The organism is Symbioplanes lichenis (assembly GCF_030709675.1).
GTDB classification, from domain to species: domain Bacteria; phylum Actinomycetota; class Actinomycetes; order Mycobacteriales; family Micromonosporaceae; genus Actinoplanes; species Actinoplanes lichenis.
This window is the reverse complement of record NZ_JAUZQD010000007.1, coordinates 22,312-45,611: the sequence shown is the minus strand read 5'-3', so window position 1 is coordinate 45,611 and position 23,300 is coordinate 22,312. Positions and strand designations below refer to the sequence as shown.

The following is a 23,300-nucleotide window of genomic DNA, read 5'->3' as shown; positions in this document are numbered from 1 at the left end:
CCGAGTGCACCACGCCAACCACTTCTACGGGCACGCCCACGTGCTCGCGGAGTACTGCGGGCTCGACCCCGAGAATCCGCCGCGGATCAACGGGTACGTGCAGCACGGCTGGAACGTGGTGGACGGGCTGGGCGTCGGGACGCCGTACGTGTCGGGGCGGCCCATCTTCGTCTGGTCCGAGCGGACCCGGCGGCGGGCGTGGTCGATGGGCCGCCGGTACGCCACGACGATCGGCGCGCCCTTCCTCTACCTCCTGGCGCTGGCCGGACCCGACGCGCCGGAGCAGCGGGAGGGCACGATCTGGTACCCGTTCCACGGCTGGGAGGGTCAGCACATCGCCGGCGACCACCAGCGGCTGATCGACGAGATCATCGCGACCGAGGACGGCCCGGTCACCTTCTGCCTGTACTGGCACGAGTACCGCGACGACCGGGTACGCCGCCGCTACGAGCAGGCCGGCCGGGTCATCTGCCACGGCTACCGCGGTTTCATGTGGCGCGACACCGACCCGCGCTTCCTGCACAACCAGCTCGCCGAGCTGCGCCGACACCGCCGGGTGGCCTCCAACCGGCTGAGCAGTGCCGTGCTCTACGGCGCCGCGGTGGGCTGCGAGCCGGCCGTCTACGGAGATCCCATGCACCTGGGTGGCGAGGTCACCACCATCGCCGAGCGCATCCGCCGGACCTGGCCGGAGCTGCACGGCAAGTTCCCCGAGCCGGGGACGGCGATCGCCTCGGCGCGCGCCGAGCTGGGCGCGGACATCATCGCCTCGCCGGCCGAGCTGGCCCTGACCCTGGGATGGGCCGCGTGACCGTGCGCATGCTGGGCGGCGAGATGGCCGACTGGTCCGACGCGGACCCGGCCGGTGGTCCGGCCTACTCCTTCCTGATGAGTGCGCTGCCGACGGGCGGCCGGGTGCTCGTGGCGGGGCCGCACTCCGGTGACGTCATCGAGGCGCTCCGGGCGTACTCGGAGGTGACGTGCCTGGTGCGCAGCCAGCCGGACGCCGAGGCACTCAGCGCGACCGGGGTCTCGGTGCTCTGCGGCGACATCGCCAAACTGCCCGATGATCAGTACGACCTCGTCGTCGCCCTCGACGGCACCCGGCGGCTGTGCTCGGTCGAGAGCCCGCAGTACGACTGGGCCGGCAGCGTGCAGGCCCTGCGCCGCGCCCTGCGTCCCGGTGGCGCGCTGCTGCTCGCCGTGGAGAACGAGCTGGGCGTGCACCGCCTGGTCGACCGCACCACGGCGACCGCGGGACACACCGATGCCGACTGGCAGCCGGTCGGCGAATACGACGAGTCCCGGCCCGGCACGCCTGCCCGGCTGCGCGAGCAGCTCGGCGCGAACGGCCTGTCCGTGGCCTGGTCGGCGACCGCCTGGCCGCTGCCCGCCGCGCCGACGCTGATCGCCGACGAGTCGCGGCTGCGGTACGGGCCGGCCGGGGCGCTCTCCGCGGCGATCGCTTCGGCTGTCGCCACCGCCTACGCGGCGAAGCCGGTGCTCAGCGATCCGCGCCGGCTCGCCGCCACCGCCGTCCGGGCCGGGCTGGGCCCGGAACTGGCGCCCGTGTGGCTGGTGCTGGCCTTCGAGGGCACGGCTCCGCAGGTGAGCTTGCCGGCGGCGGTGCTGGGTGACGGGCCGATGCCGCCGCTGCCGGACGGGCGGCTGCTGGAAGAGCTGTTGCTCGCCGCTTGCCTGCGGCACGATCTGCCCGCGTTGCGGCGGCTGCTGAGCGCGTGGGTCACCCAGCTGCCGGGCCAGACCGCGGACAACGTGCTGGTCGACGGCTCTTCGCTCGTGCCGCTGTTCGCCGCGCCGGACGAATCGGACGTCATCCGGCGATTCGCCGCGGTGGTGCTCGGCGGCGGCTACGACCATCCCTGGCCGGCGGCCGGTGATGTGGACACGCTCAGCGCGATCCTGCGCACCGCGGCGGGGCTCGAACCCGGTCCGCTGCCGTCGGGTGACGCTCTGCCTCCGCCCGATTCGCTGCGCGAGCACGAGGAGCGCGTACGCCGGCTCGAGGAACAACTGGCCGACGCGGGCGAGCGCATCCGGCACACCGAGGCCGAGCTGGCCAAGCGCGAGGGCGCCCTGCGCAAGGCCCAGCTCCAGATCGACCTGTTCAGCGGCAAGGCCACTTACCGGATCTCCAAGCTCGGCGCCCGCGCCGCCCGGAAGGCCGTCCGCCTCGCTTTCCCGAAGGACAAATGATGCGTACGTTGGGAATCGTCCAGGCCCGGATGGGCTCCACCCGCCTGCCCGGCAAGGTGCTGCGCCGGCTCCACGGCCGCACGGTGCTCGAGCGCGTCGTCGGCGCGGCCCGCGACTCGGGCGTGCTGGACGACCTGGTCGTCGCCACCACCACCGAGGATCGCGACGACGCGGTCGTGGCCGAGTGCGAGAAGATCGGCGTCGAGGTCCACCGGGGACCGGTCGACGACGTGCTGACCCGCTTCCTGCGGGTCCTCGACGAGCGCGACGACGACTCCGACGCCGTGCTCCGCTTCACCGCCGACTGCCCGCTGCTCGACCCGGAGCTGATCATGCTGGCCACCGGGGTGTTCGCGGCGACCCCGAACCTCGACTACCTGACCACGTCGATCGCGCGGACGCTGCCGCGGGGGCTGGACGTCGAGATCGTCCGCACCGAGGTACTGCGCGAGATCGACAAGCTGGCGACCGATCACCACCGGACGCACGTGACGTCGTACGTCTACTCGCACCCGTACGACTACAACGTGCTCGGGCTCACGCTGCAGCCGGACCTGTCGCACCTGCGCCTGACGCTGGACACCGAGGACGACTGGCGGCTGATCGAGGCGATCGTGGCGCACTTCGGGGACCGGCCGGTGCCCGTGCGTACGCTGGCGTCGTGGCTGGCCGACCGGCCGGAGCTGGCCGGGCTGAACGCGCACGTGCGGCAGAAGGAACTCGCTCAGGCATGACGGTGACGGTCGGGATCCGGTGCGACGCCGGGCCCAAGCGCGGTGTCGGGCATCTCGTCCGGTGCGTGGCGCTCGCGGAGGAGCTGACCTCGCGCGGTGTGGCGGTGCACTTCCTCAGTGATCTCGGCGGCGTCCCGTGGGCGGAGCAGCAGCTGCTCTCCCGCGGGCTGCCGTGGCACCCGGCCCCGCTCGACGCCGCGGGCCTGGTCGCCGCGGCGGACGAGCTGCGGCTCGACGCGGTGATCATTGATTCGTACGAGATCCCGCCCGCCCATGCCCACGCCGTGCGCGAGTCGGGCCGGCCCGTGCTGGCCATCGTCGACGGCGACCTGCGGGACCTGCCCGCCGACGTCTACGTCGACCAGAACCTCGACGCCGAGCTGGCCACGCCGCCCCTGCCGCCGGGCTCGGTCCGGCTGGCCGGGCTCGACTACGCGCTCCTGCGCCGGGCCATCCGCGACCTGCGTCCGCCCGCACCCCCGGTGCCGCGCGCGGACGGCGCGCCGCGGGTCGTGGCCTTCTTCGGGGGTACGGACGCCTACCGCGCCGCGCCGGTCGTGGCGGACCTGCTCATCGGTACGGGCGCCGCGTTCACGGCCACGGTGGTGGCCGCCGATGCGGGGCTGCGCGCCGAGCTGAGCGCCCGTACGCCCGGTCCCGGGCAGCGGCTCGACATCATCGACCCCACCGATGAGCTGCCCAAACTCCTCGCCGAGGCGGATCTCGTGGTCAGCGCCAGCGGCACGTCGACGTGGGAGCTGCTCTGCCTCGGGCTGCCGGCCGCGCTGGTGTGGGTCGTGGACAACCAGATCATCGGGTACGGCCGGGCGACCGCCCGTGGACTCGCGGCGGGACTGGGCCACCTGCCGGCCCTGCGTGTCGCGGGCCCGGACGTGTCGGCGGCGACCGGGCTGCTCCGAAATCTGCTCACGGATCCGGCGGCGCGGGGCACATTGGCCAATATTGCCTGGTCAGCAGTGGACGGAAACGGCTGTTCCCGAGTCGCCGGGGCATTGCTGCACTTGATCCACTAATGCCCTTGCCCGAAAAGCCGACAAACTATTCGTCCGAACGTCTATCACCCAGAAGTTGCTTTTCCGGCTTTTCGGCGAGCCAAGGGGTTTTCCGCCCGATTTACCGGTAAAAATAGCGACATGTTCAGCATCAAATTCCTCCGCAAGGCGGCCGTGGCGAGCATCGCCGCCGCCGCCGTCACCGTCCCCGCCCTGGCCTCCGTCGCGTCGGCCGCCCCCGCCGACAAGGGCCCGGACCGGGACCGCAACAACCACGGCGCCTCCCAGGCGTCCGACTTCGCCGTGAAGCGCTTCATGGCGAACCGCCGCAACGAGGGTGTCTGCGTGCAGGCGCTCATCGACGGCCAGCGCGGCTGGTCGCGCGTCGAGTGCGGCGACGAGGTCGAGGTCGGCACCACCGGCCGCAGCCAGGGCATCGAGGCCCTCCGGATCATGCCGATCCGCCTCGGCGGCCTGACGATCCAGGGTCACGTGCAGGACCGTGGCTGGGAGCGCACCGAGCGCGCCCGCGACGGCCAGTGGGTCACCGTGGGCGACCTCCGGGGCGACAAGCGCCTCGAGGCCGTCCGCGTCGACAGCCGGAGCGACATCGCGCTGCAGGGCCACGTCCAGGACATCGGCTGGCAGCGCTGGAGCACCAACCGGGGCCGGGGTCCGGCCGTGGCGGGCACCGAGGGCCAGAGCAAGCGGCTCGAGGCGCTCCGCATCAACGCCGGCTGACCTTTCCTGATACACCGCTGCGGGCGGGAGCTTCGGCTCCCGCCCGCAGTTTTCTTTTTCTTCCTCTTTGCGTGACTATTCCCACAAATGGGGTCAAGCCCGCAACGAACGGCCATATCTGTTGTCCGACCAGGCCGCGATTCGCCCGTCGATCTCCGACGCCGGCAGCGGGCGGGCGAAATAGTGCCCCTGCGCCTTGGTCGCCCCGAGCAACGTGAGCTCGCGGGCCTGCGCCGCCGTCTCCACGCCCTCGGCAACAAGGTCCATGCCCAGCACCCGGCCCAGCCGCAGCACTGCCTGCGCCACCGCGGCCCCCTCAGCCGAGTTGTCCAGCGTGGCGACGAACACCCGGTCCAGCTTCAGCATGTCGATCGGGAGCGTGGTCAGGTTGCTCAGCGACGAGTAGCCGGTGCCGAAGTCGTCCAGCGCGATCCGAATCCCCTCGTCGGCGAGGATCTGCAGGTGGGCGCGGGGCACCTCGTCCACGATCAGCTGGCTCTCAGTCACCTCCAGCACCAGGTGGGCGGCGTTCATGCCAGTCGCGCGCACGATGGCCCGTACCTCGGCACTGAAGCCGTCCTCCTCCAGCTGCCGGGCCGAGACGTTGACGTGCAGCGGGATCTGCGGCCAGCGGCGGGCATAGGAGCAGGCCTCCCGCAGCACCCAGCGGCCGATGTCGTCGATCACGCCGATCCGCTCGGCCAGCGGGATGAACGCGTCGGCCTCCAGCAGCCCCAGCCGGGGGTGCTCCCATCGGGCCAGCGCCTCAACCCCGGCCAGCTCCTCGTCCGGCAGACCGACGATCGGCTGGAACACGAGCCGCAGCTGGCCGACGGCGGTCGCGGCGCGCAGCTCGTCCTCCAGTGACGGGCCGTCCCCGCTGCCCATGGTGTCGGCGAAGCACGCCCAGCGGCTCTCGCCCCCGCCGTCCCCCCGGCGCCGCTTCGCGTGGTACATCGCCACGTCGGCCCGGTGCAGCAGCTCGTCCGCGGTGAACTCGCCGGGGCCGGACAGCGCGATGCCGATGCTCACCGACGGGCGTACAGGCCGGCCGTCGATCATGACCGGCTCGCCGGTGGCGGCCACGATCCGGCGCGCGACCGCCTCCGCGTTCGCCTCGCTGCCGATGTCGTGCAGCACCACCGCGAACTCGTCGCCGCCCAGCCGCCCCGCCACGTCCGCGCCGAGGATCGCCTCGCGCAGCACGCGGGCCACCCCGATCAGCAGCTGGTCGCCGGCCTTGTGGCCCTGCGTGTCGTTGACCTGCTTGAAGCCGTTCATGTCGACCAGCAGCACGGCCGTGGCCCGGCCGCCGCGGCTGTCCCGCTCCAGCCCCTGGATGAGCCGGTCCCGCAGGTGGGAGCGGTTCGCGAGCCCAGTGAGCCCGTCGGTCGCCGCCGCCTGGTCGCTCTCCCGCTGCACGGCCAGCTGGCGCAGCACCACGAGCCCGGTGATGGCCAGGCCGCCGAGGGTCAGGCCGCTCCACGGGAAGGCACTCTGCTCCCGCGTCGCGGCATAGATCATGAGGCCGAAACCGACAGTGATCGCAATGTAGGGCACCGCGGGACGGAACACGCACCGCTCGGCCAGCGCGGAGGCGTCCTCCGGCTCGCCGCAGCGCAGCACCGGCGCGGCGGCCAGCAGCGTGAGCCACGTCAAGACGCACATCACCTGGTAGCGGTCGTCCCGGGCAGTGTCGCCGCCGTGCGAGGCCAGGTAGCCGGTCCAGGCGTCGAAGCAGAACATGAACAGCACCGCCGCCGCGAGCGCCGTGACCGTCACCGACCCGGCCGCGATGGTCCCGCGCCGCAGCAGCCGGGTGAACCCGAGCACCAGGAGCACGTCGAGCACCGGGAACGCGGCCGCCGCGGCGACGACGCCCGGCCGCTCCCCCACGTACGGGCCGACCACGAGGTACCACACGGCCATCGCCGCAGCGGCCCCCGCGAGCAGGACGTCCAGCACCGACTTGCGCCGCTCCAGCGCGGACACGGCCCGCATCGGGAAGGAGTACGCCGCGAGCAGCAGCACGCCGACGATCGCCAGCCGGGCCAGGTCGGCGGGGGCGGGAAACTGCCGATCGGACCCCGGCACGAGGAACAGCGCCAGAGTCACGAGCTCCAGCGGGAACACCGCCGCGAAGGCTCGCCACGCGCGCCGGGCCATCGTTCCCGACCCGGAGATGCGGGCGGCCCGCAACGCGGCGCCGAATCCGATCGCGCACAGCACGAGGACGGCCGTCGCGCCGACCGCGACGTGCGGCAGCACGAGGAGCGTCGCCATGCTGACAGCCCACACCCCGGCCAGCACGCCGAGAACACGGTACGAGTTCACGGCTGCCTCATCGGCGACGAACGCTCAGTCATGAGTACGTCACCCTAAGTTGCCGGGCGTGGGGCGCCGAACAGAATGGTGTGCCTACCGTGTTGATCGCCGATGACGATGCGGATCATCGGGAGCTGATGACGCTGGCCCTGCTCCGGGTCGGGTACGAGGTCGAGGCCGCCCCCGACGCCCGGAGCGCGCTGCGGCTCGCGGCGGCCGGGGACTTCGACGCCGCGCTGGTGGATCTGCGCATGCCCGATCTGTCCGGCGTCGAGGTGTGCCGGGAGCTGCGCGCCGCCGGGCGGACCGCGCAGTTGCCGATCATGGTGGTCAGCGCCGACGTGAGCGGGCAGCGGATCACCGAGGCGATGGCGGCCGGGGCCGATGACTATCTGACGAAGCCGTTCCATCGGGCGGAGCTGGGAGCGCGGGTGGAGGCGCTGCTGCTCCGGCGGGCTCGGGCCGCGACTCGGCGGGCTTCTGACGCGGCGTTGCTTGCTGCGCGGGCCGCTGTGCCGCGTCCGGTTGTCACTTCTGTTTCAGGCAGACGTACGGCGTGATGGGCAGTCACCCGACGTATGCCGGACGGGCCCGCCGCGCGTAGCGTCAGCGGCATGGATCTTTCGGCCGGCTCGCCCGTGCGCTACCAGTCCGCCACCGGGCGCTGGGTGCTGCTCGCCACGGTGCTGGGCTCGGCGCTGGCGTTCATCGACTCGACGGTGGTCAACATCGCCCTGCCCGCCATCGGGCGCGACCTCGGCGCCGACGCCGCCGGCCTGCAGTGGACCGTCAACGGCTATGCCCTGAGCCTCGCCGCCCTGGTGCTGGTGGGCGGCTCGCTCGGCGACCGGTTCGGCCGCCGCCGGGTGTTCGCCATCGGGGTCGCCTGGTTCGCCGTCGCGTCGCTGCTCTGCGGCCTGGCGCCGTCGATCGAGCTGCTCGTCGCCGCGCGCGTGATCCAGGGCGTCGGCGGTGCCCTGCTGACGCCCGGCGCGCTGGCGATCCTCGAGGCGTCGTTCGCGCGGGAGGACAGGTCCCGGGCCATCGGTGCGTGGTCCGGGCTCGGGGGCATCGGCGGCGCGCTCGGCCCGTTCCTCGGCGGCTGGCTCGTGGAGCTGGCCGACTGGCGCCTGATCTTCCTCATCAACGTGCCGCTGGCCGCGATCGTGCTGGCCGTGACCCTGCGCCACGTGCCGGAGTCCCGGGCCGCCTCCGCCCCGGGCATCGACGTGACCGGGGTGCTGACCGGGGCGATCGGGCTGGGCGGGCTCACGTACGGGTTCACCGCCTGGCCCGACGCCGGCCCCGGCAGCCCCGTGGTGCTGGCGTCGCTCGCGGTCGGCGTGCTCGGGCTGGCCGGCTTCGTCGTGCGGCAGCGCCGGGCGCGGCACCCCATGCTGCCGCTGGAGATCTTCCGCGCGCGGGCGTTCAGCGGCGCCAACGTCGTGACCTTCCTGGTCTATGCGGCCAACGGCGGCGTGTTCTTCCTGGTGGTCCTCAACCTGCAGGTGGTCTCGGGCTTCAGCCCCCTGACCGGCGGGCTGGCCCTGCTGCCGGTGACCGGGCTCATGCTCCTGCTGTCCGCGCGGGCCGGGGCGCTGGCGCAGCGGATCGGCCCCCGCATCCCGATGACCGCCGGCCCGATCGTCTGCGCCGCCGCCCTCGTCTGGTTCTCCCGCATCGGCCCCGGCGCCTCCTACGCGGCCGACGTCCTGCCCCCCGTGATCCTCTTCGGTCTCGGCCTGTCCCTCCTCGTCGCGCCCCTGACGGCCACGGCCCTGGGCGCCCTCGACGACGCCTACGCCGGCGTGGCCAGCGGCGTCAACAATGCCGTGGCCCGGGCGGCGGGCCTGCTGTCCGTGGCCGTCCTGCCCCTCGCGGCCGGCATCGGAGCGGGCAGCCTGACCGACCCGGCCGACCTCGCCCCGACCTACCGCGGCTCGATGCTCATCTGCGCCGCCCTGATGGCAGCCGGCGGCCTGCTCGCCTTCCTCCTCATCCCGACGCGCCTGCCGGCCCACCAGCCCGAAAAACGCTCCTTCTGCGACGTGGCAGGCCCACCCGTCCGCGCCCGCACCGACGCGGCCCGCCAAGAAACCGGTGCCGCCGGCACACCCGCCTGACCCCCGCGCCGAGGTCACGCTCCGCCGCCGAGCGCCGGGGCACCAAGGTGCGCACCCTGCTCGCCGTGCTATTGCTGGAGACGTCGACGCCCCTGCACCACCTCGACCTCACCGGCGCCCCGAATGCGCCCCACGACCTCTCGGCGTTCCATCCGCCGAGCCGCACGCGCGGGTCATCGGCCGGTGGAGGGGCGTGGATCGGGCGCCGTCGGGTCAGCGAGCGCAGTCTCCCGGAAGAGGCTGCGCACGAGGGACGCGCCGGCCTCGAGGTCCCGGAGGACGTGCTCGCGAATGTCGTGCGTGGTCCGGATGCCGTCGGCCAGCCGCAGGAGCCCGCTCAAGTGAAGTCGCCAGAGGCTGATCAGCGCCCCTGCGAGGATGTGGACGTGGGGCGAGTCGACAGGCAGCCGAGCCTGGTGCGCGACCGCCCTCATCGCTGAGTTCGTAAGGGACTCCTGGCGCTCGGCGGTAGCGGCACGGAGGCCGGGGTTCGCCCCTACGAGCAGCGCGAACGCACGGACCGCCCCGACGACCTCACTGTCGCGGCCGGCCTCGGCCGGTTCGTCCTCGAGCAGCGCGAGCTCGCTCTTGATGCAGGACACGACGACGTCGAGGACGTGCAGCCCGCCGATCGGCTCCCGCCGATCCTCCGCCGCCTTGTCGAGCTCGATGGCAAGCCGCTCGCCTCTGTCGTGGATGAGCGATTCCTTGGTGGGGAAATGATTCCAGACGGTCTTGGTCGACACTCCGCACGCCTCGGCGATGTCCGACACCCGGACCGCATCGAACCCGTCGGCCAGGAACATCGCCGTAGCCGTGTCGGACAGCCTGCGCCGGAGCGCTTGTCGCTTGCGCTCACGTGTCCCGGCCGGGCGCTGCTCGTCACCGCTCATCGTTCGGTCGTCACCTCATCGGTCGATCGGCGTGATGACGACGATAACTTACATTCAGTGTAGGAAAATTCTTACACCGAGTGTAATGTTCTGCCGGGCGGGTCGATCGAGCCCCGGACCGCCCGACAACGACAACTCGAGCCCGGAGTGTGCGAGATGACCGACCCTGTCTTGAGCCCCCCTGACAGGAGGACAGACAAGAGCCGATGGGTGGCTCTGCTCGTGCTGAGCCTCGTTCAGCTGATGGACGTCCTCGACGGGACGATCATCAACATCGCCCTGCCGAGCGCCCAGGCCGAGCTGGGTTTCACCCAGGACAACCGCGAGTGGCTGGTCACCGGGTATGCCCTCACCTACGGCAGCCTCCTTCTCTTCGGCGGCCGCCTGGCCGACCGCTTCGGCCGGCTGAGACTTCTCTTCGTCGGCCTTACCGGCTTCGCCGTGTCCTCTGCCGTCGGTGGCGCGGCTACCAGCTTCGAGATGCTGTTGTCGGCTCGGATCGGTCAGGGCCTGTTCGCAGCAGCGCTGGCGCCCGCGGCGTTGTCCTTGGTCTCGGTGACCTTCGCGAACAACCCGTCGGAGCGGGGTAAGGCGTTCGCGGTCTTCGGAGCAGTCTCCGGGATGGGCGGAGCGATCGGGTTGACCGCGGGCGGCGTGCTCACCGACCAGCTGTCCTGGCGCTGGTGCCTGTACATCAACGTCGCCATCGCGGCCGTGGCCGTTCTGGGCACACTGCTGTTCGTCCGAGACCGCGGGGGTGTGCCGGGCGACTCGTCGTCCAGGTCGATCGACTTTGCCGGGGCTGTGCTCATCGCCGGAGGGCTCGGAGGCATTGTCTTCGGCCTGGGCAACTCCGCCGTCGACGGATGGGAGGCACCGGCCACCTGGCTGCCGGTGCTCGGAGGAGGCCTGCTCATCGCCGCGTTCGTGGCCCGCGAGATGCGGGCCGAGCACCCACTCATGCCGCTCTCGGTGATCCTGGACCGCAACCGCGGCGCCGCCTACCTGGGCATCGCGATCTCGGGTGTCGGCTCGTTCGCCGTCTTCCTCTACTTGTCGTACTTCCTTCAGCAGGCGCTGGGCTACTCCGCCACAGCCGCAGGCTTCGCGTTCCTGCCCTTCGCCGGAGCATTGGTCATCGGCGCGGGAATCTCCGGGTCCGCGCTGCTACCCCGCTTCGGGCCGCGCCCGATCATCCCCGCGGGCTGCCTGGCCAGTGCCGCGTCCTTGCTGCTGCTCACCCGCATCAACCTCGACACCGAGTACGTGACCGGCGTGCTCCCCGCCATCCTCCTCGCCGGGTTCGGCACCGGCCTGATCTTCGGATCCGCTCAGAACGTCGCCACCTCGGGGGTCGCCAGCTCCCGCTCGGGTGTGGCGTCCGCCCTGGTCAACACGATGCAACAGGTGGGAGGCGCGATCGGCCTGGCGCTGTTCACCTATGTCAGCGCGACCGCGACCGACCGATATCTCTCCGGCCACGGCGGCCAGCAGGCGCAAGCGCTCGCCGCGCTGGCGAGCTACCACGCCGTGTTCTGGGTTGCCATCGGCGTCTTCGTCGTCGGAGCAGTCATCACCGCCGCCACCTTCCGATCCGGCACCATCGACCTGAACGAGGAGGCCGCGCCGGCGCACTGACACCCCGGCCGGGAAACGGGGCGACTCGGGGGCGGGGCTTTGGTTCAATGCGCGGATGAGGATTCCGCCCAAGGTGGTGCCCGGGGATCGGGTGGCTGTTCTTTCGCTCGCGGCTCCGGCGCCGGCCGTGTTTCCGGCGGTGCATGAGCTGGGGTTGCGGCGGCTACGGGAGCAGATCGGGCTGGTGCCGGTGGAGTTTCCGACGACGCGGCGGGGCGGGTCGGCTGCGGAGCGGGCCCGGGATCTGATGGCGGCGTGGGGAGATCCGGGCATTCGGGCGGTCATGGCCACGATCGGCGGGGACGATCAGATCACGGTGCTACGGCATCTTGACCCCGAGGTTTTCCGGGCCGATCCGAAGCCTTTCTTCGGCTACTCGGACAACACGAACCTGCTCAATTGGCTGTGGTACCACGGCGTCGCCGGGTATCACGGCGGGTCGACGATGGTGTATCTCGCGCAGGGCGGCGGGATCGATCCGGTGCACGAGAAGTCGTTGCGGGCGGCCCTGTTCACCGGGGGCGATGTGGAGGTTCATCCGGTTGCGGAGTTCAGCGACGAGGAGTTGAACTGGGCCGATCCGGCGTCGCTGGAGCGCTCGGTTCCCCCGTACGCGAGCCCGGGCTGGACCTGGCACCAGCCGGACCGGGTCGTCAGCGCCCCGGCCTGGGGCGGCAGCCTCGAGATCCTGAGCTGGACGGCGGCCGTGAGCCGGTGGGTGCGGCCGGTCGAGGACTACTCGGGGTGTGTGCTGCTGCTGGAGACCTCCGAGGAGCTGCCGTCGGCGGAGAAGGTCTTCCGGATTCTGCGCAACTTCGGGGAGCGCGGGCTGCTCGAGCAGTTCCCGGCCGTGCTGTTCGCGCAGGCCAAAGGCACCGCGATCGGCGACGAGCGGCCGGTGCCCGCCCGTACGGAATATCGCGAGCAGCAGCGCGAAGCAGTGCTGAAGGCGTTCGCCACCTACCACCCCGAGGCGATGATCGTTTTCGGTGTCGATTTCGGACACACGTCGCCGCAGTGGATCCTGCCGTACGGCGGCCGCATCACGGTCGACGGGCCCGCTCGGCGGATAACGGCGCACTACTGAGACCGAACGCCGGGACAAGAAGCGCCAAGGGGCGGCGCACTGCCGAGACCGGGCAGCGCTAGTGACGGATGCCGAAGTTCTGGGTCCAGACGAGGGCACCGCGCCGGGCGGTGGCGACGCCCACGCCCAGGTGGGTGTAGCTGGTGTGGAGGATGTTCGCCCGGTGACCGGGGCTGCGCATCCAGGCGGTCACCACCTGGATCGGGTTCTCCTGGCCCCAGGCGATGTTCTCCCCCACGGCCGCGAAGGCGTCGCCCGCCACCACGACCACCCGGTCCCCGACCGTCGTGCCCTCCGGGGACACGTGGCTGTAGTAGTTGCGCTTCGCCATGTCCGCCGAGTGCGCCCGGGCCGCCTCGCCGAGCAGCGGATCGGTGTCCAGCCGGGACTGCCCCGCGCGGCGGCGCTCCTCGTTGACCAGGCTGAGCACCCGCTTCTCGAGGTTGGCCTGGACGAGTGGCCGCATCGTCAGCCGAGGCACGGCACCCGGGCGAAGCGGGGCACGGCGGCCGCGGGCAGCGCCATCGCGGGCGGGCCGGCGACGGCCCACTGCTCGGCCGCGCGGTGCAGGGAGGAGAGGGCCAGGTCGTCGAAGGGTACGTGGCCCCGGTCGGGCTCGTCCGGCGGCAGCTCGCGCAACAACAGTCGCCCGCGCCGTTCACCCACCGGCGGCATCGTCTCGAGGACCTTGAACGAGGTGCCGGGCCGGAAGAGCACACGCGCGGGGACGCCGGTGCCGTCCTCCAGCTCCAGCAGACGCGTACGCCGCCCGGTCATCGACCACACAAGCACGTCGACCGTCCCGGGCAGCCCGCCCACCGGCTCGGTCAGCGCGTTGGTGAAGGACCACTCGGTCAGCACGCGCTGCTCCTCGACGGCGCGCAGATCGGCGCCGGTCAGGTCGGCGCGCAGCAGGGCCAGGCCACGGTGGGACGGCAGCCGGGTCAGGCCGGCGGTCACGCACCGGGCGAACGGCACCTGCGGGCCCCGGTTGCCCGTCCGCAGCGCCTCGTCCAGCCCGTCACCCACCGGCGACAGGTAGAGCCGCACCGCCACGGCGTCGGTCATCGTGTCCGGCCCGGCGTGGAAGCCGGGGTGCTCGGCCAGGATCCGCGACACCGAGCTGGCCGCCGCGTCGAACTCCCGGGACAGCGTGTCGCGCAACCATTCCCGCTCGGCCGTGAGACCGCCCGGCCCGGGAACACCTTGCGCTTCGGGCGGCGGCACCCGGGAGAAACGTACGCCCTCCGCCCGCCGCAACGACTCCAGCACCCGCGCGGCGTCCTCCTCGGTGAGCGCCGCCTCGGCCCGCGCCGGCGTGTGAATGAGCCGCGGACTGTCCACCCGCGACGGCAGCTCGACGATCGGCGCCTCGGGCAAAGACGTCGCAGCGAGAGCAACGGGGGGCGGCGCGACAAAGGCCCGGGACGGCGCCGGGGCGGCCACAGGCTCCTTCGTCAGATCGCCGCCGGCGACGCCGGGGCGACCCGAACCGAGCACCGCGGGCACCGCCGGCACGGCCAGCCCCGCCAGCTCGGCGGCCGCCGGCACCTCCTCGATCAGCGCGTCGAGCATCAGGTCGGCGGCGGTGAAGCGGTAGGTCAGCCCGTCCGGCAGCACTCCCCCGGCCGGCTGCGGCACCCGGTTGCCCGAGACGGCGACCGCGGAGGCCAGCTGCAGCGTGCTCCGCTCCTTGGTCGCGTCGTCGAGCCGGGCGACCAGGTCGTCGGCGAGCTCGCGGAGACGCGGGACGAGGGCGGGCTCGGTGTCGTCCACCACGACGGCGTGGCCGGCCGGGTCGGCGGCGCGGGCCCGGATGCGCTCGGCGTGGCGGGGTGGCTCGGGCGGGCGGATCCAGAGGCCGGACTGGACGATCTCCACGACCGCGTCGTCGGCGTAGCGGTAGACCATGGGCGCGACCATCTCGCCGAGGACCATGGGCGCCCGGTAGCTGAGGATGCGCGGGACCTCGGCGCGCACGGTGGGGCGGGGCCGGGGCTGATAGGCGAGCTCCCGGGCGTACACCTGCCAGCCGAGCCGCCCGTCCGGGGCGACCGTGTGCATGCGAGGCCGGTCGGGCCGGCCGACGGGCACGCCCGTGAAGCAGACGACCGGGCTCTCGAGGACGTCGGCCAGCGCCTGGCCGACCGTCTCGCCCTCGGGCACGCGGACGGGTCCGTAGTGGACGAAGCGCGCGTGCTGCCGGCCGTCGTCGCCGAGGTCGCGCCAGAAGCGGGCGACGTCGTCGAGCGGCAGCGGCGCGGTGCCGGGACAGCCGAGCACGATCGTGAAGGCCTGCGGCTGACACGGTACGGCCGACGCGAGCCACTGCCAGTGTTCGGTGACCGCCGCGTCGTCGCGGGTGTCGCGGATCCAGACGCCGCCCGGCAACGGCTCCGCCACCCCGAACGCGCTGGTCGGCAGGTATTCGGCGGCGGCGCCGTCCCAGGCCGGGCGGGGCCAGCGCTTGCCGTCCCACGCCGGGCCGCGGCCGGGGCGGTGCCGCACCCAGCCGCTGTCGTGCTCGGCGTGGACGAAGAGGGCACCCGACGCGCCGCGCAGCAGGTGCCCGTACGGGACCACCACCGAGCGCCCGAGCCGGTCCGACAGCCACTGGCCGGCCAGGGTCGCGATGTCGAGCCCGGCGCCGCAGACGAGCAGCCGGATGCCCCGGCGGCTCCGCGGCAGCGCCCCCGCCACCGCTTCCCACGAGCCCATCGGCAGGCCGTCGTGCAGGTCGAGGACGACGATGTCGTTGTCGCCGTCCTCGGCCACGGCCAGCGCCAGGGCCTGCGCCTCGGAGCTGATCCGGTCCCGGGCGTGCACGACCAGCGCGTTGCCGATGGTGTGCCGGCCCATCACCGGGGTGGGCGCGGAGCTGCGCATGCGCTCAGATCATGCCGGCGCGCAGCGCGTACGCGACCGCGTGCGAGCGGTTGCGCAGCTTGAGCCGGTGCGTGACGCCGTAGATGACGTTCTTCACGGTCCGCTCGGAGTAGCAGAGCTCGCCGGCGATCTCGTTGGTGTCCATGCCGTCGGCCATCAGGCGCAGCACGTCGATCTCGCGCGGGGTGAGCCCGGAGGCGTTGAGCCCGTTCGGGGTGAGCACGTCGCGCTGCAGCCGCTCGATGTGCTTGAGGAGCTCGCCGACCAGGTTGGGCGGCATGACCCCGCCGCCGTTGGCCGCGGCGAGCACGCTGTGCATGAGCCGGTCGCCGGTGACGGCGGCGCGCGGCAGGATCGCGACGACCCGGCACTCCACGGCGGTCAGCAGCTCGGTCTCGGTGATCTCGCCGACGACGAGCACGACCGGGATGCCGGACTCGGCCGCCGAGCGGCGCAGCATCGCGACCACGTCGGTGGTGAGCCGCTCGCAGGAGACCACCAGGACCTTGGCCCCGGCCCGGTCGGCTCCGCGCAGCAGCGTCACGTCGGGACTCGCCTGCAGGAAGGCCGCGAGTCCCGCGTGGCTGAGCGGATCCGACGCCTGCAGGACCACCCGAACCTGTTCCACTGAAACCTCCGCCTTGTCGTCGGGACGCGGCAAGTGTGGAGAAAGGGTCTTCAGAAAATCTCCATGCCGTCTTCACGCCCTCCGGACGCGGCGTGAAGGTTCACACATCGACGCAGGCAATTGCCAATAGGCAAAAGATCTTCACATTTTCAGGCGGCCGGTGGCCGGGTGTGCGCGGCCCGGGCCAGCCGCATCGCCTCGATGTACTTGGGCAGGTCGGCCGCGGCCTGCTCCAGCCGCCCCGGGGCGAGCTGGTCGGCGAAGACGGCGTCGACCACGTCGCGGGCCAGCTCCTCGGGCAGCTCGCCGACCCGCGGCGTAGGGTCCTGCTGCCAGAGCCGGATGAGCCGCAAGCGGGCCCGCACCGAGGACAAGGTGCGCTCCAGGCCCGCGATGACCTCGTCGGCCCGGGTCTCCTCCACGACCAGCCGGCCCTCGGAGGCGAGCCGCAGGAACAGCTCGCCGGCGAACGGGCTCACGGAGGCATCGGGTTGGGCCGGCACGCGTCGAGTCCAGCAGAGCGGCCGGAGCGCGGGAAGACTTGCACCCCTTCGCTGCCCCGCTGGCCGTCTTGTTTGCCCCTGCCTGCGTCCGGGCACCTCCGGCGGCGTTCAGGCGAATTCCAGGCGGCAACTCGATGACGGTCGGCCGGGCCCGGCTGGCAAACATGAACGAGCCCGGTAAAAATGATGCGGGGCAGCGCTATGGTGGTGCCCCGGACGCTTTCGCGCGCGTGACCGGGGCAGCCGGAGAATAGCGACGACGCCATTACACAAAGTGGCGGAAACGAGCATCAGCACCTGACACGGGGGTCGAGGGGCGGCGGGCGAAAGCTTGCAAGTTCAACCGCCTACAGCGGGAGCAATCCCACGACGACGAGGTTGGGAGCCATGCCGGCAGTGCACGCGGGGATCGACCTCCGGCTGCTGGGCCCGGTGCGGGCCTGGCGGGACGGGGCCGAGCTGACGCTGGGCTCCGCGCGCCGCACCGCGGTCTTCTGCGTCCTCGCCCTGCACGCCGGTCACCCGGTGTCCCGCGAGCAGCTGGTCGCCGCGGTCTGGGGTGACGACGCCCCGGCCAGCGCCACCGGCAACGTCTACACCTATGTCTCCGCCCTGCGCCAGCTGCTGGAGCCGGCCCGCGACCGCTGGGCGGCCGGGCAGCTGCTCACCTCCGGCGGCGGCACCTATCAGCTGCACGTCGCCCCGGCCGATGTGGACGTCTTCCGCTTCGAGGCGCTGCGCGAGGAGAGCCGGCGGCACCGGGCGGCCGGGCATCCCGCCGCCGAGCTGGCCGCCCTCGAGTCGGCCCTGCGGCTCTGGCACGGCGACGCTCTGGCCGGCGTGCCGGGCCCGTTCGCCGAGGCCCAGCGGCTGCGGCTGACCGAGCTGCGGCTGGCGACGGCCGAGCGGCACGCCGCCCTGCTGGTCGAGACCGGCCGGCACGAGGAGGCGGTGCACGTGCTGCGCGGCCTGGTGACGACCTATCCGCTGCAGGAGAATCTGCGCCACATGCTGGCCACCGCCCTGGCCGCCGCGGGCCGGGGCGCCGAGGCGGCGGGCGTACGCGCCACGGCCGAGCCGGCACCGCCGGCGCCCGCACCGGAGCGTCCCCGACCGGCCGACCGCGCCGCGCTCATCGGGCGGGAGGGCGAGATCCGCCTGCTGCGCCGGGCCGCGGCCGAGGCGGCGATCGGGCACGGCCGCAGCATCCGGATCGAGGGCACTCCGGGCCTGGGCCGGTCCGCCCTGCTCACGGTGGCCCTGCGCGGCGCGGCCCCGGCCGGCTGCCGCATCGGCTGGGCCGTGGGCGACGAGGTCTCCCAGCGCATGCCGCTCGGGGTCCTGCTGGAGTGCATCGAGTCCGCGATGGCCGACGACGCCTCCCGCGCCCTGGTCACACAGCTCTTCGCGATCGCCGCCGACGCCCTGGACGGGCCCACCGGCGACACCGTCGCGCGGGCCGCCGAGCTGGTCCATCAGGCCGCCGACCGGGCGCCGCTGATCCTGGTCGCGGATGACCTGCAGTGGGCCGACCCGATCACCCTGGGCGTCTGGGCCGAGCTGAGCCGCCAGGCCACCCGGCTGCCCCTGCTGCTCGTCGCGGCCACCCGGCATGGCTCGGAGCAGGTGCGCGGGCTGCCCGCCGACGAGCTGATCGAGCTGCGCCCGCTGTCCGGCGACGCGTCGGCCGCGCTGGTCCGGGCCGTGGCACCCGAGCCGCCCGACCCCCGGGCCCTGCAGCGCATGCTCGCCGAGGCGGGCGGCAATCCGTACTATCTCCGGCATCTCGCCGCCGCGGAGCCGGGAGCGAGTCTCAGCACGGCGGTCGGGGCGCACCTCGCGCCCTTGTCCGAGGAGACCCGGCAGATCCTGCGCGCGGTCGCCTTCCTGAGCGCCCACGAGCTCCACGCCCCCGGCGAGCGGCCGCCCGGCTGCACGATCTCCGAGCTCGCCGCGGTGACCGACCGGCCGCCGGCCGACCTCGTCCGGGCGCTCGCCCCGGCCCTGGCGGGCGGGCTGCTGGTGGCCGCTGACGTGCACGTCGCCTTCCGGCACCGGGTCGTCGCGCGCGTCCTGCACGAGAGCACGCCCGCCGGGCTCCGGACCACGCTGCACCGGTCGTTCGCCGAGCGGATCGCCGCGACGGGCGGGCCGCCCGAGCAGGTCGTGGCGCAGCTGCTCGCGGGCGACGTCCCGCTGGGCGGCAGCATCGGCGCCTGGCTCGCCGAGCACGCCGAGCAACTGGCCGGTCGCGCACCGCAGATCGCGGTCACCGTGTTGCAGCGGGCCCGCGCCCAGTACGACCTCGACCCGGCCCGGCGGCTGATCCTCACCGCCTGGCTGGCCCGGCTGCTGGCGGGGCAGGGCCGCAACGCCGCGGCGGAGGCCGGCTGGGTCGCGGCCCGCACCACCGACCCCGACCTCGAGGGCGAGATGCGCTGGCTGGCCGCGACCTCGCACGAGATCCGGGGCGAGTACGAGGCCGCCGCCGAGATCGCCCGGGCGGCCCTGCGGGAGCAGCGCATCACGCTGACCTGGTCGGATCGGTTCCGTACCCTGCTCAGCCGGATCCGTCCGCACCTGCCGGGCAACCCGACCATGCCGCATCTCAGCCGCTCGGCCATGATCAATACAGAGGTTTCCGTTATTCGCTGACCCGCATGCCGGTCTCCTCACCGGGGGTCACTGCACCTGCGACAACGGAGGAAACGTGTCGACGACACCGGAGGACCGCTTGCGCGTCGAGGTGCTGGGCCCGGTCCGGGCCTGGCGGGGTGACCGGGAGCTGACGCTCGGGCCCGCCCGGCAACGGGCCCTGTTCGCCGTGCTAGCCGCCGCCGGGGGCCGGGTGGTCGCCCGCGACGAGCTGATCGAGGGCGTCTGGGGCGCGAACCCGCCCGCCACGGCCGCGGGCAGCGTCTACACCTACATCTCGGGGCTGCGGCGCGTGCTCGGGCATGAGCTGCTGACCTCCGGTCCGGCCGGCTACGCGTTGCGGCTCGACCCGCAGGAGCTGGACAGCACCCGGTTCGCCACGCTCTGCGACGAGGCCGCTCAGTTGCGTGAGGCCGGGGAGCCGGTGGCCGCCGCGGCGCGGTTCGAGGCGGCGCTGCGGTTGTGGCACGGGGAGGCGTACGCGGGACTGAGCGGGCACCGCCTGGAGGTCGAGCGCACCCACCTGGCCGAGCGCCGGCTCACCGCCATCGAGCAGCGCGCCCGCATCGTGCTGGACCTGGGCGACGACGGCGTCGTGGCGGAGCTGGCCGGGCTCGTCCGCGACCACCCGCTGCACGAGCCCCTGCACGAGTTGCTGATGCTCGCCCTGCACCGCACCGGCCGCCGCGCCGAGGCCCTCGACGTCTACCGGGCCGCCCGCCGCACCTTCCTCACCGAGCTGGGCGTGGAGCCCGGGCCCGCCCTGACCACCCTCTACGAGCGGGTGCAGGCCGGAACGGCCGAGGGCAGCGCGCCCACCGAGCTGCCGGTGCCGCCGGTGCTGCCGCCGCAGGTGGCCCGGGCCCTGCACGACGGGCTGGAGAGCCGGGTGCTCGTGGGGCGGGACGACGACCTCGCCCTGCTGCGCGGCCTGGTCCGGGCGGTCGCCGGCGGGCGCGGGGCCGCCGTCTGGATCGAGGGCGAGCCCGGCATCGGCAAGAGCGAGCTGCTCACGGCCGCCCTCGCCGACGCGGGCGAGCAGGGCTGTCAGGTGGCGTGGGGCGTCGCGGACGAGCTCGACCAGCACGTGCCGCTGCAGGTGGTGACGCGGGCGCTGGGGCTGGAGACCACGTCGGCCGACGCCCGGGTGGCCTCGGTCGCCGCCAAGCTGCACGGCAGCGCCCGCAACGAGGACGGGCCGGCCGCCGTAGCCGACCGGGTGCTCGCCTATGTCCGGGCCGCCACGTCGATCGCGCCGCTGATCCTGGTCGTCGACGACCTGCAGTGGGCCGACGAGTCCAGTGTGCTCTTCTGGGACCGGCTGGTGGCCGCCACGCGCCGGATGCCGCTGCTGCTGGTCGCCGCGGCGCGGCCCGAGCCCAACGGCCGGTCGCTGGCCCAGCTGCGCCGCGGCGTGCAAGCCCGGCAGGGTCACCTGCTCCTGCTGCGCGGGCTGCCCGACGAGGCCATCCGGGAGCTGGTCACGCGGCTGGTCGGGGCGCCGATCGGGCCGTACCTGGCGCAGGTCGTGCCCCGCTCCGGCGGCAACCCGCTGTGCGCCCGGGAGATGACGACCGCGCTGATCCGGCAGGGAGCCGTCCGGACGGTGGACGGCCGGGCCGACATCGACGCGTCGGTGCCGGTCGAGGCGCCACGGTCGCTGCTGGCCGTCGTACGGGCCACTCTGGACTTCCTCTCCGCGGACACCCAGGAGGTGCTGCGGATGGCCGCGCTGCTCGGGGCGCAGTTCGCGGTCGACGACGTGGTGGCGGTCACCGGGCGCTCGCCGTTCGACCTGGTCGCCAACCTGGAGGAGGCCCTGAGCGCGAACGTCGTCGTGGACGCCGGCAAGGATCTGGCGTTCCGGCATCCGTTCCTGCGGCAGGCGCTCTACGAGAGCATCCCGGCGCCGGCCCGCGCCGCCCTGCACCGGCACACCGCCGAGGTGCTCGACCGCGGCGGCAGCTCGGTGACCCGGGTGGCCGAGCAGCTCGCGGCGGAGACCCCGGTGATCGACGCGTGGGTGGTGTCCTGGCTGAGCCGGCACCACTCCGAGGCGGCGCGGCGGGTGCCCGAGATCACCGGCCGGCTGCTGCGCCTGGTCCTCGAGTCGGAGCTGCCGGACCCCGACCGGCGCGCCGCCCTGCTCGTCGCCCTGGTCAAACTCGACTTCCGGCACGAGCGCTGGCCGATCGAGGAGGCGCGGGAGGCCGCCACCCTGGCCGCCGACCCGGCCGACCGGGCCGAGATGCGCCAGCTCTTCGCCGCGATGACGTTCCGCCGCGGCGACGCCGAGACCGCGATCCGCACGCTGCGCGACTCGGTCGACGACCCGGACGTCCCGGAGATCTGGCGGACGCGGCACCGGGTGCTGCTGGCGAACTTCCGGCGCGGGAGCCTGGACGACCTGGACCGCGCCGACCGTACGGCCGCGGAGGTGCACGACGAGGCCATCGCGGCCGGGCAGCCGTACGAGGCGGCCTTCGCCCTGCAGACCGTCTGGCTGACGCACTCGATCCGCCGTGACCACGAGCGCGCCCTGGAGTACGTCGACCGCGCGCTGGACATCATGCGCGACAACCCGGGCTTCGCGGGCATGTACTTCGACCTGCTCGACAACCGCATGTTCACGCTGCAGAACCTCGACCGGCTCGACGAGGCCGAGCGGACCCTGCGCGAGGCCGCCCTCTTCGCCATCCGGCATCGGCTGCCGTCCGGGCTGCAAGTCGCGTCGGCTGTGCAGTATTACTGGCTGGGCCGCTGGGACGACGCCCTGGCCGAGATCAGCTCGGTCACCGACGACGCCCCGGGCATCACCTTCCTGGGCACCCGCGAGCCGGGCGCGGTGTCGATGCTGCTGCACGGCGTCGCCGCCCTGATCGCCGCCCACCGCGACGACCCGGCGCTGGCGACCGGTCATCTGGACGCCTCGGAGATCCTGCCGGCCACCGACGCCGAACGGGAGAGCTGCGACTTCCTGCTGGTGGCGCGGGCGCTGGTCGCCGAGCAGCAGGACCGCCCGGGCGAGGCGCTGGAGCTGCTCGAGCCGCTGCTCGTCCCGGAGTACGCCCCGCTCATGCTGCGCCATCAGTGGCTCCCGGACGCCGTCCGGCTCGCGCTGAGCCAGGACCGGCGCGAGCTGGCCGAGCGGGCCGCGGCCATCTGCGCCGGCGAGGCCGAGAAGGAGGTACGCCCGGCCCGCGCCTACGCCGCCGCCGAGCGCTGCCGCGCGCTGATCACCGGGGACCCCGCACCGGCACTGGCCGCCGCCGCGCACTACCGCTCGGTCGGCCGCGTCCCCGAGCTGGCCGCCGCCCTGGAGGACGCCGCCGTGCTCCTCGCCGCGAACAGGCGCCCGCACGAGGCCGCTCGCGAGGGAGGCGCGGCCGCCGAGCTCTACACGGTGCTCGGCGCCCGCTGGGACCTGCGGCGGCTACGGTCCCGCCTCGCTGAGTACGGCGTCGAGCCCGCCCGCGCGGGCAGCCCCGCCCAGATCCTCAGTGAAGCGTGATCTCGATCGGGCCCATCTTCTGCTGAGCCAGCTTGCCGGCGTTGTCCGCCGCGGCCTGGATGGCCTGGGCGATCGCGGTCTGCAGGCCCTCGGCGTCGCGCGCGTCGAACACCTTCGGGTCCACCCGGACGGCCTTGAGCTTGCCCAGCCCGCTGGCCATCACCACGACGGTGTTGTCGGCGGAGCGGCCGGTGACGATGGCCTTCTCGAGGTCGGACTGCGCGTTGCGCATCGACGTCTCGAAGGCTTCCGCGCTGTCGAGGAACTCCGCGAAGTTCAGCTTGCCCATGTCCATGGGTCCCTGGGTCATCGACCTGCTCCTGTCGTTGGTTCTGGTCAGCCGGCG

Annotated in this window: 18 protein-coding genes; 11 read left to right on the top strand and 7 right to left on the bottom strand. The window is 73.2% G+C overall.

Annotated features, from left to right (window positions below):
- Window positions 1-4 precede the first annotated feature (4 nt).
- The 5 genes from RAN62_RS17795 (at window position 5) to RAN62_RS17775 (ending at window position 4,705) form a co-directional block, all read left to right on the top strand.
- Complete coding sequence (locus tag RAN62_RS17795) at window positions 5-811, top strand: hypothetical protein (RefSeq protein ID WP_305785794.1); 807 nt, start codon at window positions 5-7, stop codon at window positions 809-811.
- Entirely contained in the window at window positions 808-2,217 is a 1,410-nt protein-coding gene (locus RAN62_RS17790) for a class I SAM-dependent methyltransferase (RefSeq protein WP_305785793.1), read from the top strand. Before RAN62_RS17795 ends, RAN62_RS17790 begins: the two co-directional genes overlap by 4 nt.
- On the top strand, window positions 2,214-2,951 hold the full coding sequence (locus RAN62_RS17785) for a cytidylyltransferase domain-containing protein (RefSeq protein ID WP_305785792.1): 738 nt from the start codon (window positions 2,214-2,216) through the stop codon (window positions 2,949-2,951). Before RAN62_RS17790 ends, RAN62_RS17785 begins: the two co-directional genes overlap by 4 nt.
- Window positions 2,948-3,985, top strand: a complete 1,038-nt coding sequence (locus RAN62_RS17780) for a PseG/SpsG family protein (RefSeq protein ID WP_305785791.1) — start codon at window positions 2,948-2,950, stop codon at window positions 3,983-3,985. The genes RAN62_RS17785 and RAN62_RS17780 overlap by 4 nt, the downstream gene beginning before the upstream one ends.
- 120 nt (window positions 3,986-4,105) lie before the next feature.
- Window positions 4,106-4,705 carry a hypothetical protein gene (locus RAN62_RS17775; RefSeq protein ID WP_305785790.1) on the top strand — a complete coding sequence of 200 codons (600 nt, stop codon included), beginning with the start codon at window positions 4,106-4,108 and terminating at the stop codon, window positions 4,703-4,705.
- A gap of 93 nt (window positions 4,706-4,798) precedes the next feature.
- Here the strand turns inward: RAN62_RS17775 and RAN62_RS17770 are convergent, their stop codons facing one another.
- Window positions 4,799-7,039 carry a putative bifunctional diguanylate cyclase/phosphodiesterase gene (locus tag RAN62_RS17770; RefSeq protein ID WP_305785789.1) on the bottom strand — a complete coding sequence of 747 codons (2,241 nt, stop codon included), beginning with the start codon at window positions 7,037-7,039 and terminating at the stop codon, window positions 4,799-4,801.
- Window positions 7,040-7,128: 89 nt separating this feature from the next.
- Here RAN62_RS17770 and RAN62_RS17765 point away from each other — a divergent pair, with 89 nt between their 5' ends.
- Both RAN62_RS17765 and RAN62_RS17760 read left to right on the top strand, forming a co-directional pair.
- Window positions 7,129-7,590, top strand: a complete 462-nt coding sequence (locus RAN62_RS17765; RefSeq protein WP_305785788.1) for a response regulator transcription factor — start codon at window positions 7,129-7,131, stop codon at window positions 7,588-7,590.
- Between the two features lie 54 nt (window positions 7,591-7,644).
- Window positions 7,645-9,153 carry a DHA2 family efflux MFS transporter permease subunit gene (locus RAN62_RS17760; protein ID WP_305785787.1) on the top strand — a complete coding sequence of 503 codons (1,509 nt, stop codon included), beginning with the start codon at window positions 7,645-7,647 and terminating at the stop codon, window positions 9,151-9,153.
- 173 nt (window positions 9,154-9,326) lie between these two features.
- Here the strand turns inward: RAN62_RS17760 and RAN62_RS17755 are convergent, their stop codons facing one another.
- Complete coding sequence (locus RAN62_RS17755) at window positions 9,327-10,046, bottom strand: TetR/AcrR family transcriptional regulator (protein WP_305785786.1); 720 nt, start codon at window positions 10,044-10,046, stop codon at window positions 9,327-9,329.
- A 210-nt stretch (window positions 10,047-10,256) separates the two neighbouring features.
- Here RAN62_RS17755 and RAN62_RS17750 point away from each other — a divergent pair, with 210 nt between their 5' ends.
- Together RAN62_RS17750 and RAN62_RS17745 are read left to right on the top strand one after the other, a co-directional pair.
- Window positions 10,257-11,684, top strand: a complete 1,428-nt coding sequence (locus RAN62_RS17750) for a DHA2 family efflux MFS transporter permease subunit (RefSeq protein ID WP_305785785.1) — start codon at window positions 10,257-10,259, stop codon at window positions 11,682-11,684.
- Between the two features lie 55 nt (window positions 11,685-11,739).
- Window positions 11,740-12,771 (top strand): S66 family peptidase, encoded by a 1,032-nt coding sequence (locus RAN62_RS17745; RefSeq protein ID WP_305785784.1) that lies wholly within the window; start codon window positions 11,740-11,742, stop codon window positions 12,769-12,771.
- A gap of 58 nt (window positions 12,772-12,829) precedes the next feature.
- Here RAN62_RS17745 and RAN62_RS17740 read toward each other — a convergent pair whose 3' ends face one another.
- The 4 genes from RAN62_RS17740 to RAN62_RS17725 form a co-directional block, all read right to left on the bottom strand.
- Window positions 12,830-13,252, bottom strand: coding sequence for a CAP domain-containing protein (locus tag RAN62_RS17740; RefSeq protein WP_305785783.1), 423 nt, complete (start codon window positions 13,250-13,252; stop codon window positions 12,830-12,832).
- Window positions 13,240-15,657 carry a hypothetical protein gene (locus RAN62_RS17735; RefSeq protein ID WP_305785782.1) on the bottom strand — a complete coding sequence of 806 codons (2,418 nt, stop codon included), beginning with the start codon at window positions 15,655-15,657 and terminating at the stop codon, window positions 13,240-13,242. The genes RAN62_RS17740 and RAN62_RS17735 overlap by 13 nt, the downstream gene beginning before the upstream one ends.
- 4 nt (window positions 15,658-15,661) lie before the next feature.
- Window positions 15,662-16,285, bottom strand: coding sequence for a helix-turn-helix transcriptional regulator (locus RAN62_RS17730; protein WP_305785781.1), 624 nt, complete (start codon window positions 16,283-16,285; stop codon window positions 15,662-15,664).
- A 149-nt stretch (window positions 16,286-16,434) separates the two neighbouring features.
- The gene (locus RAN62_RS17725; RefSeq protein ID WP_305785780.1) at window positions 16,435-16,764 is read right to left on the bottom strand and encodes a hypothetical protein; all 330 of its coding nucleotides are present in this window, start codon (window positions 16,762-16,764) and stop codon (window positions 16,435-16,437) included.
- A 411-nt stretch (window positions 16,765-17,175) separates the two neighbouring features.
- Here RAN62_RS17725 and RAN62_RS17720 point away from each other — a divergent pair, with 411 nt between their 5' ends.
- A complete protein-coding gene (locus RAN62_RS17720) occupies window positions 17,176-19,443 on the top strand; it encodes an ATP-binding protein (RefSeq protein ID WP_305785779.1) in 2,268 nt (755 codons plus the stop codon).
- Window positions 19,444-19,498: 55 nt separating this feature from the next.
- Window positions 19,499-22,954, top strand: a complete 3,456-nt coding sequence (locus tag RAN62_RS17715; protein ID WP_305785778.1) for an ATP-binding protein — start codon at window positions 19,499-19,501, stop codon at window positions 22,952-22,954.
- Here the strand turns inward: RAN62_RS17715 and RAN62_RS17710 are convergent.
- Window positions 22,941-23,264: a YbaB/EbfC family nucleoid-associated protein gene (locus tag RAN62_RS17710; RefSeq protein ID WP_305785777.1), complete on the bottom strand. Its 324-nt coding sequence runs from the start codon at window positions 23,262-23,264 to the stop codon at window positions 22,941-22,943. The genes RAN62_RS17715 and RAN62_RS17710 overlap by 14 nt on opposite strands.
- Window positions 23,265-23,300: the final 36 nt, after the last annotated feature.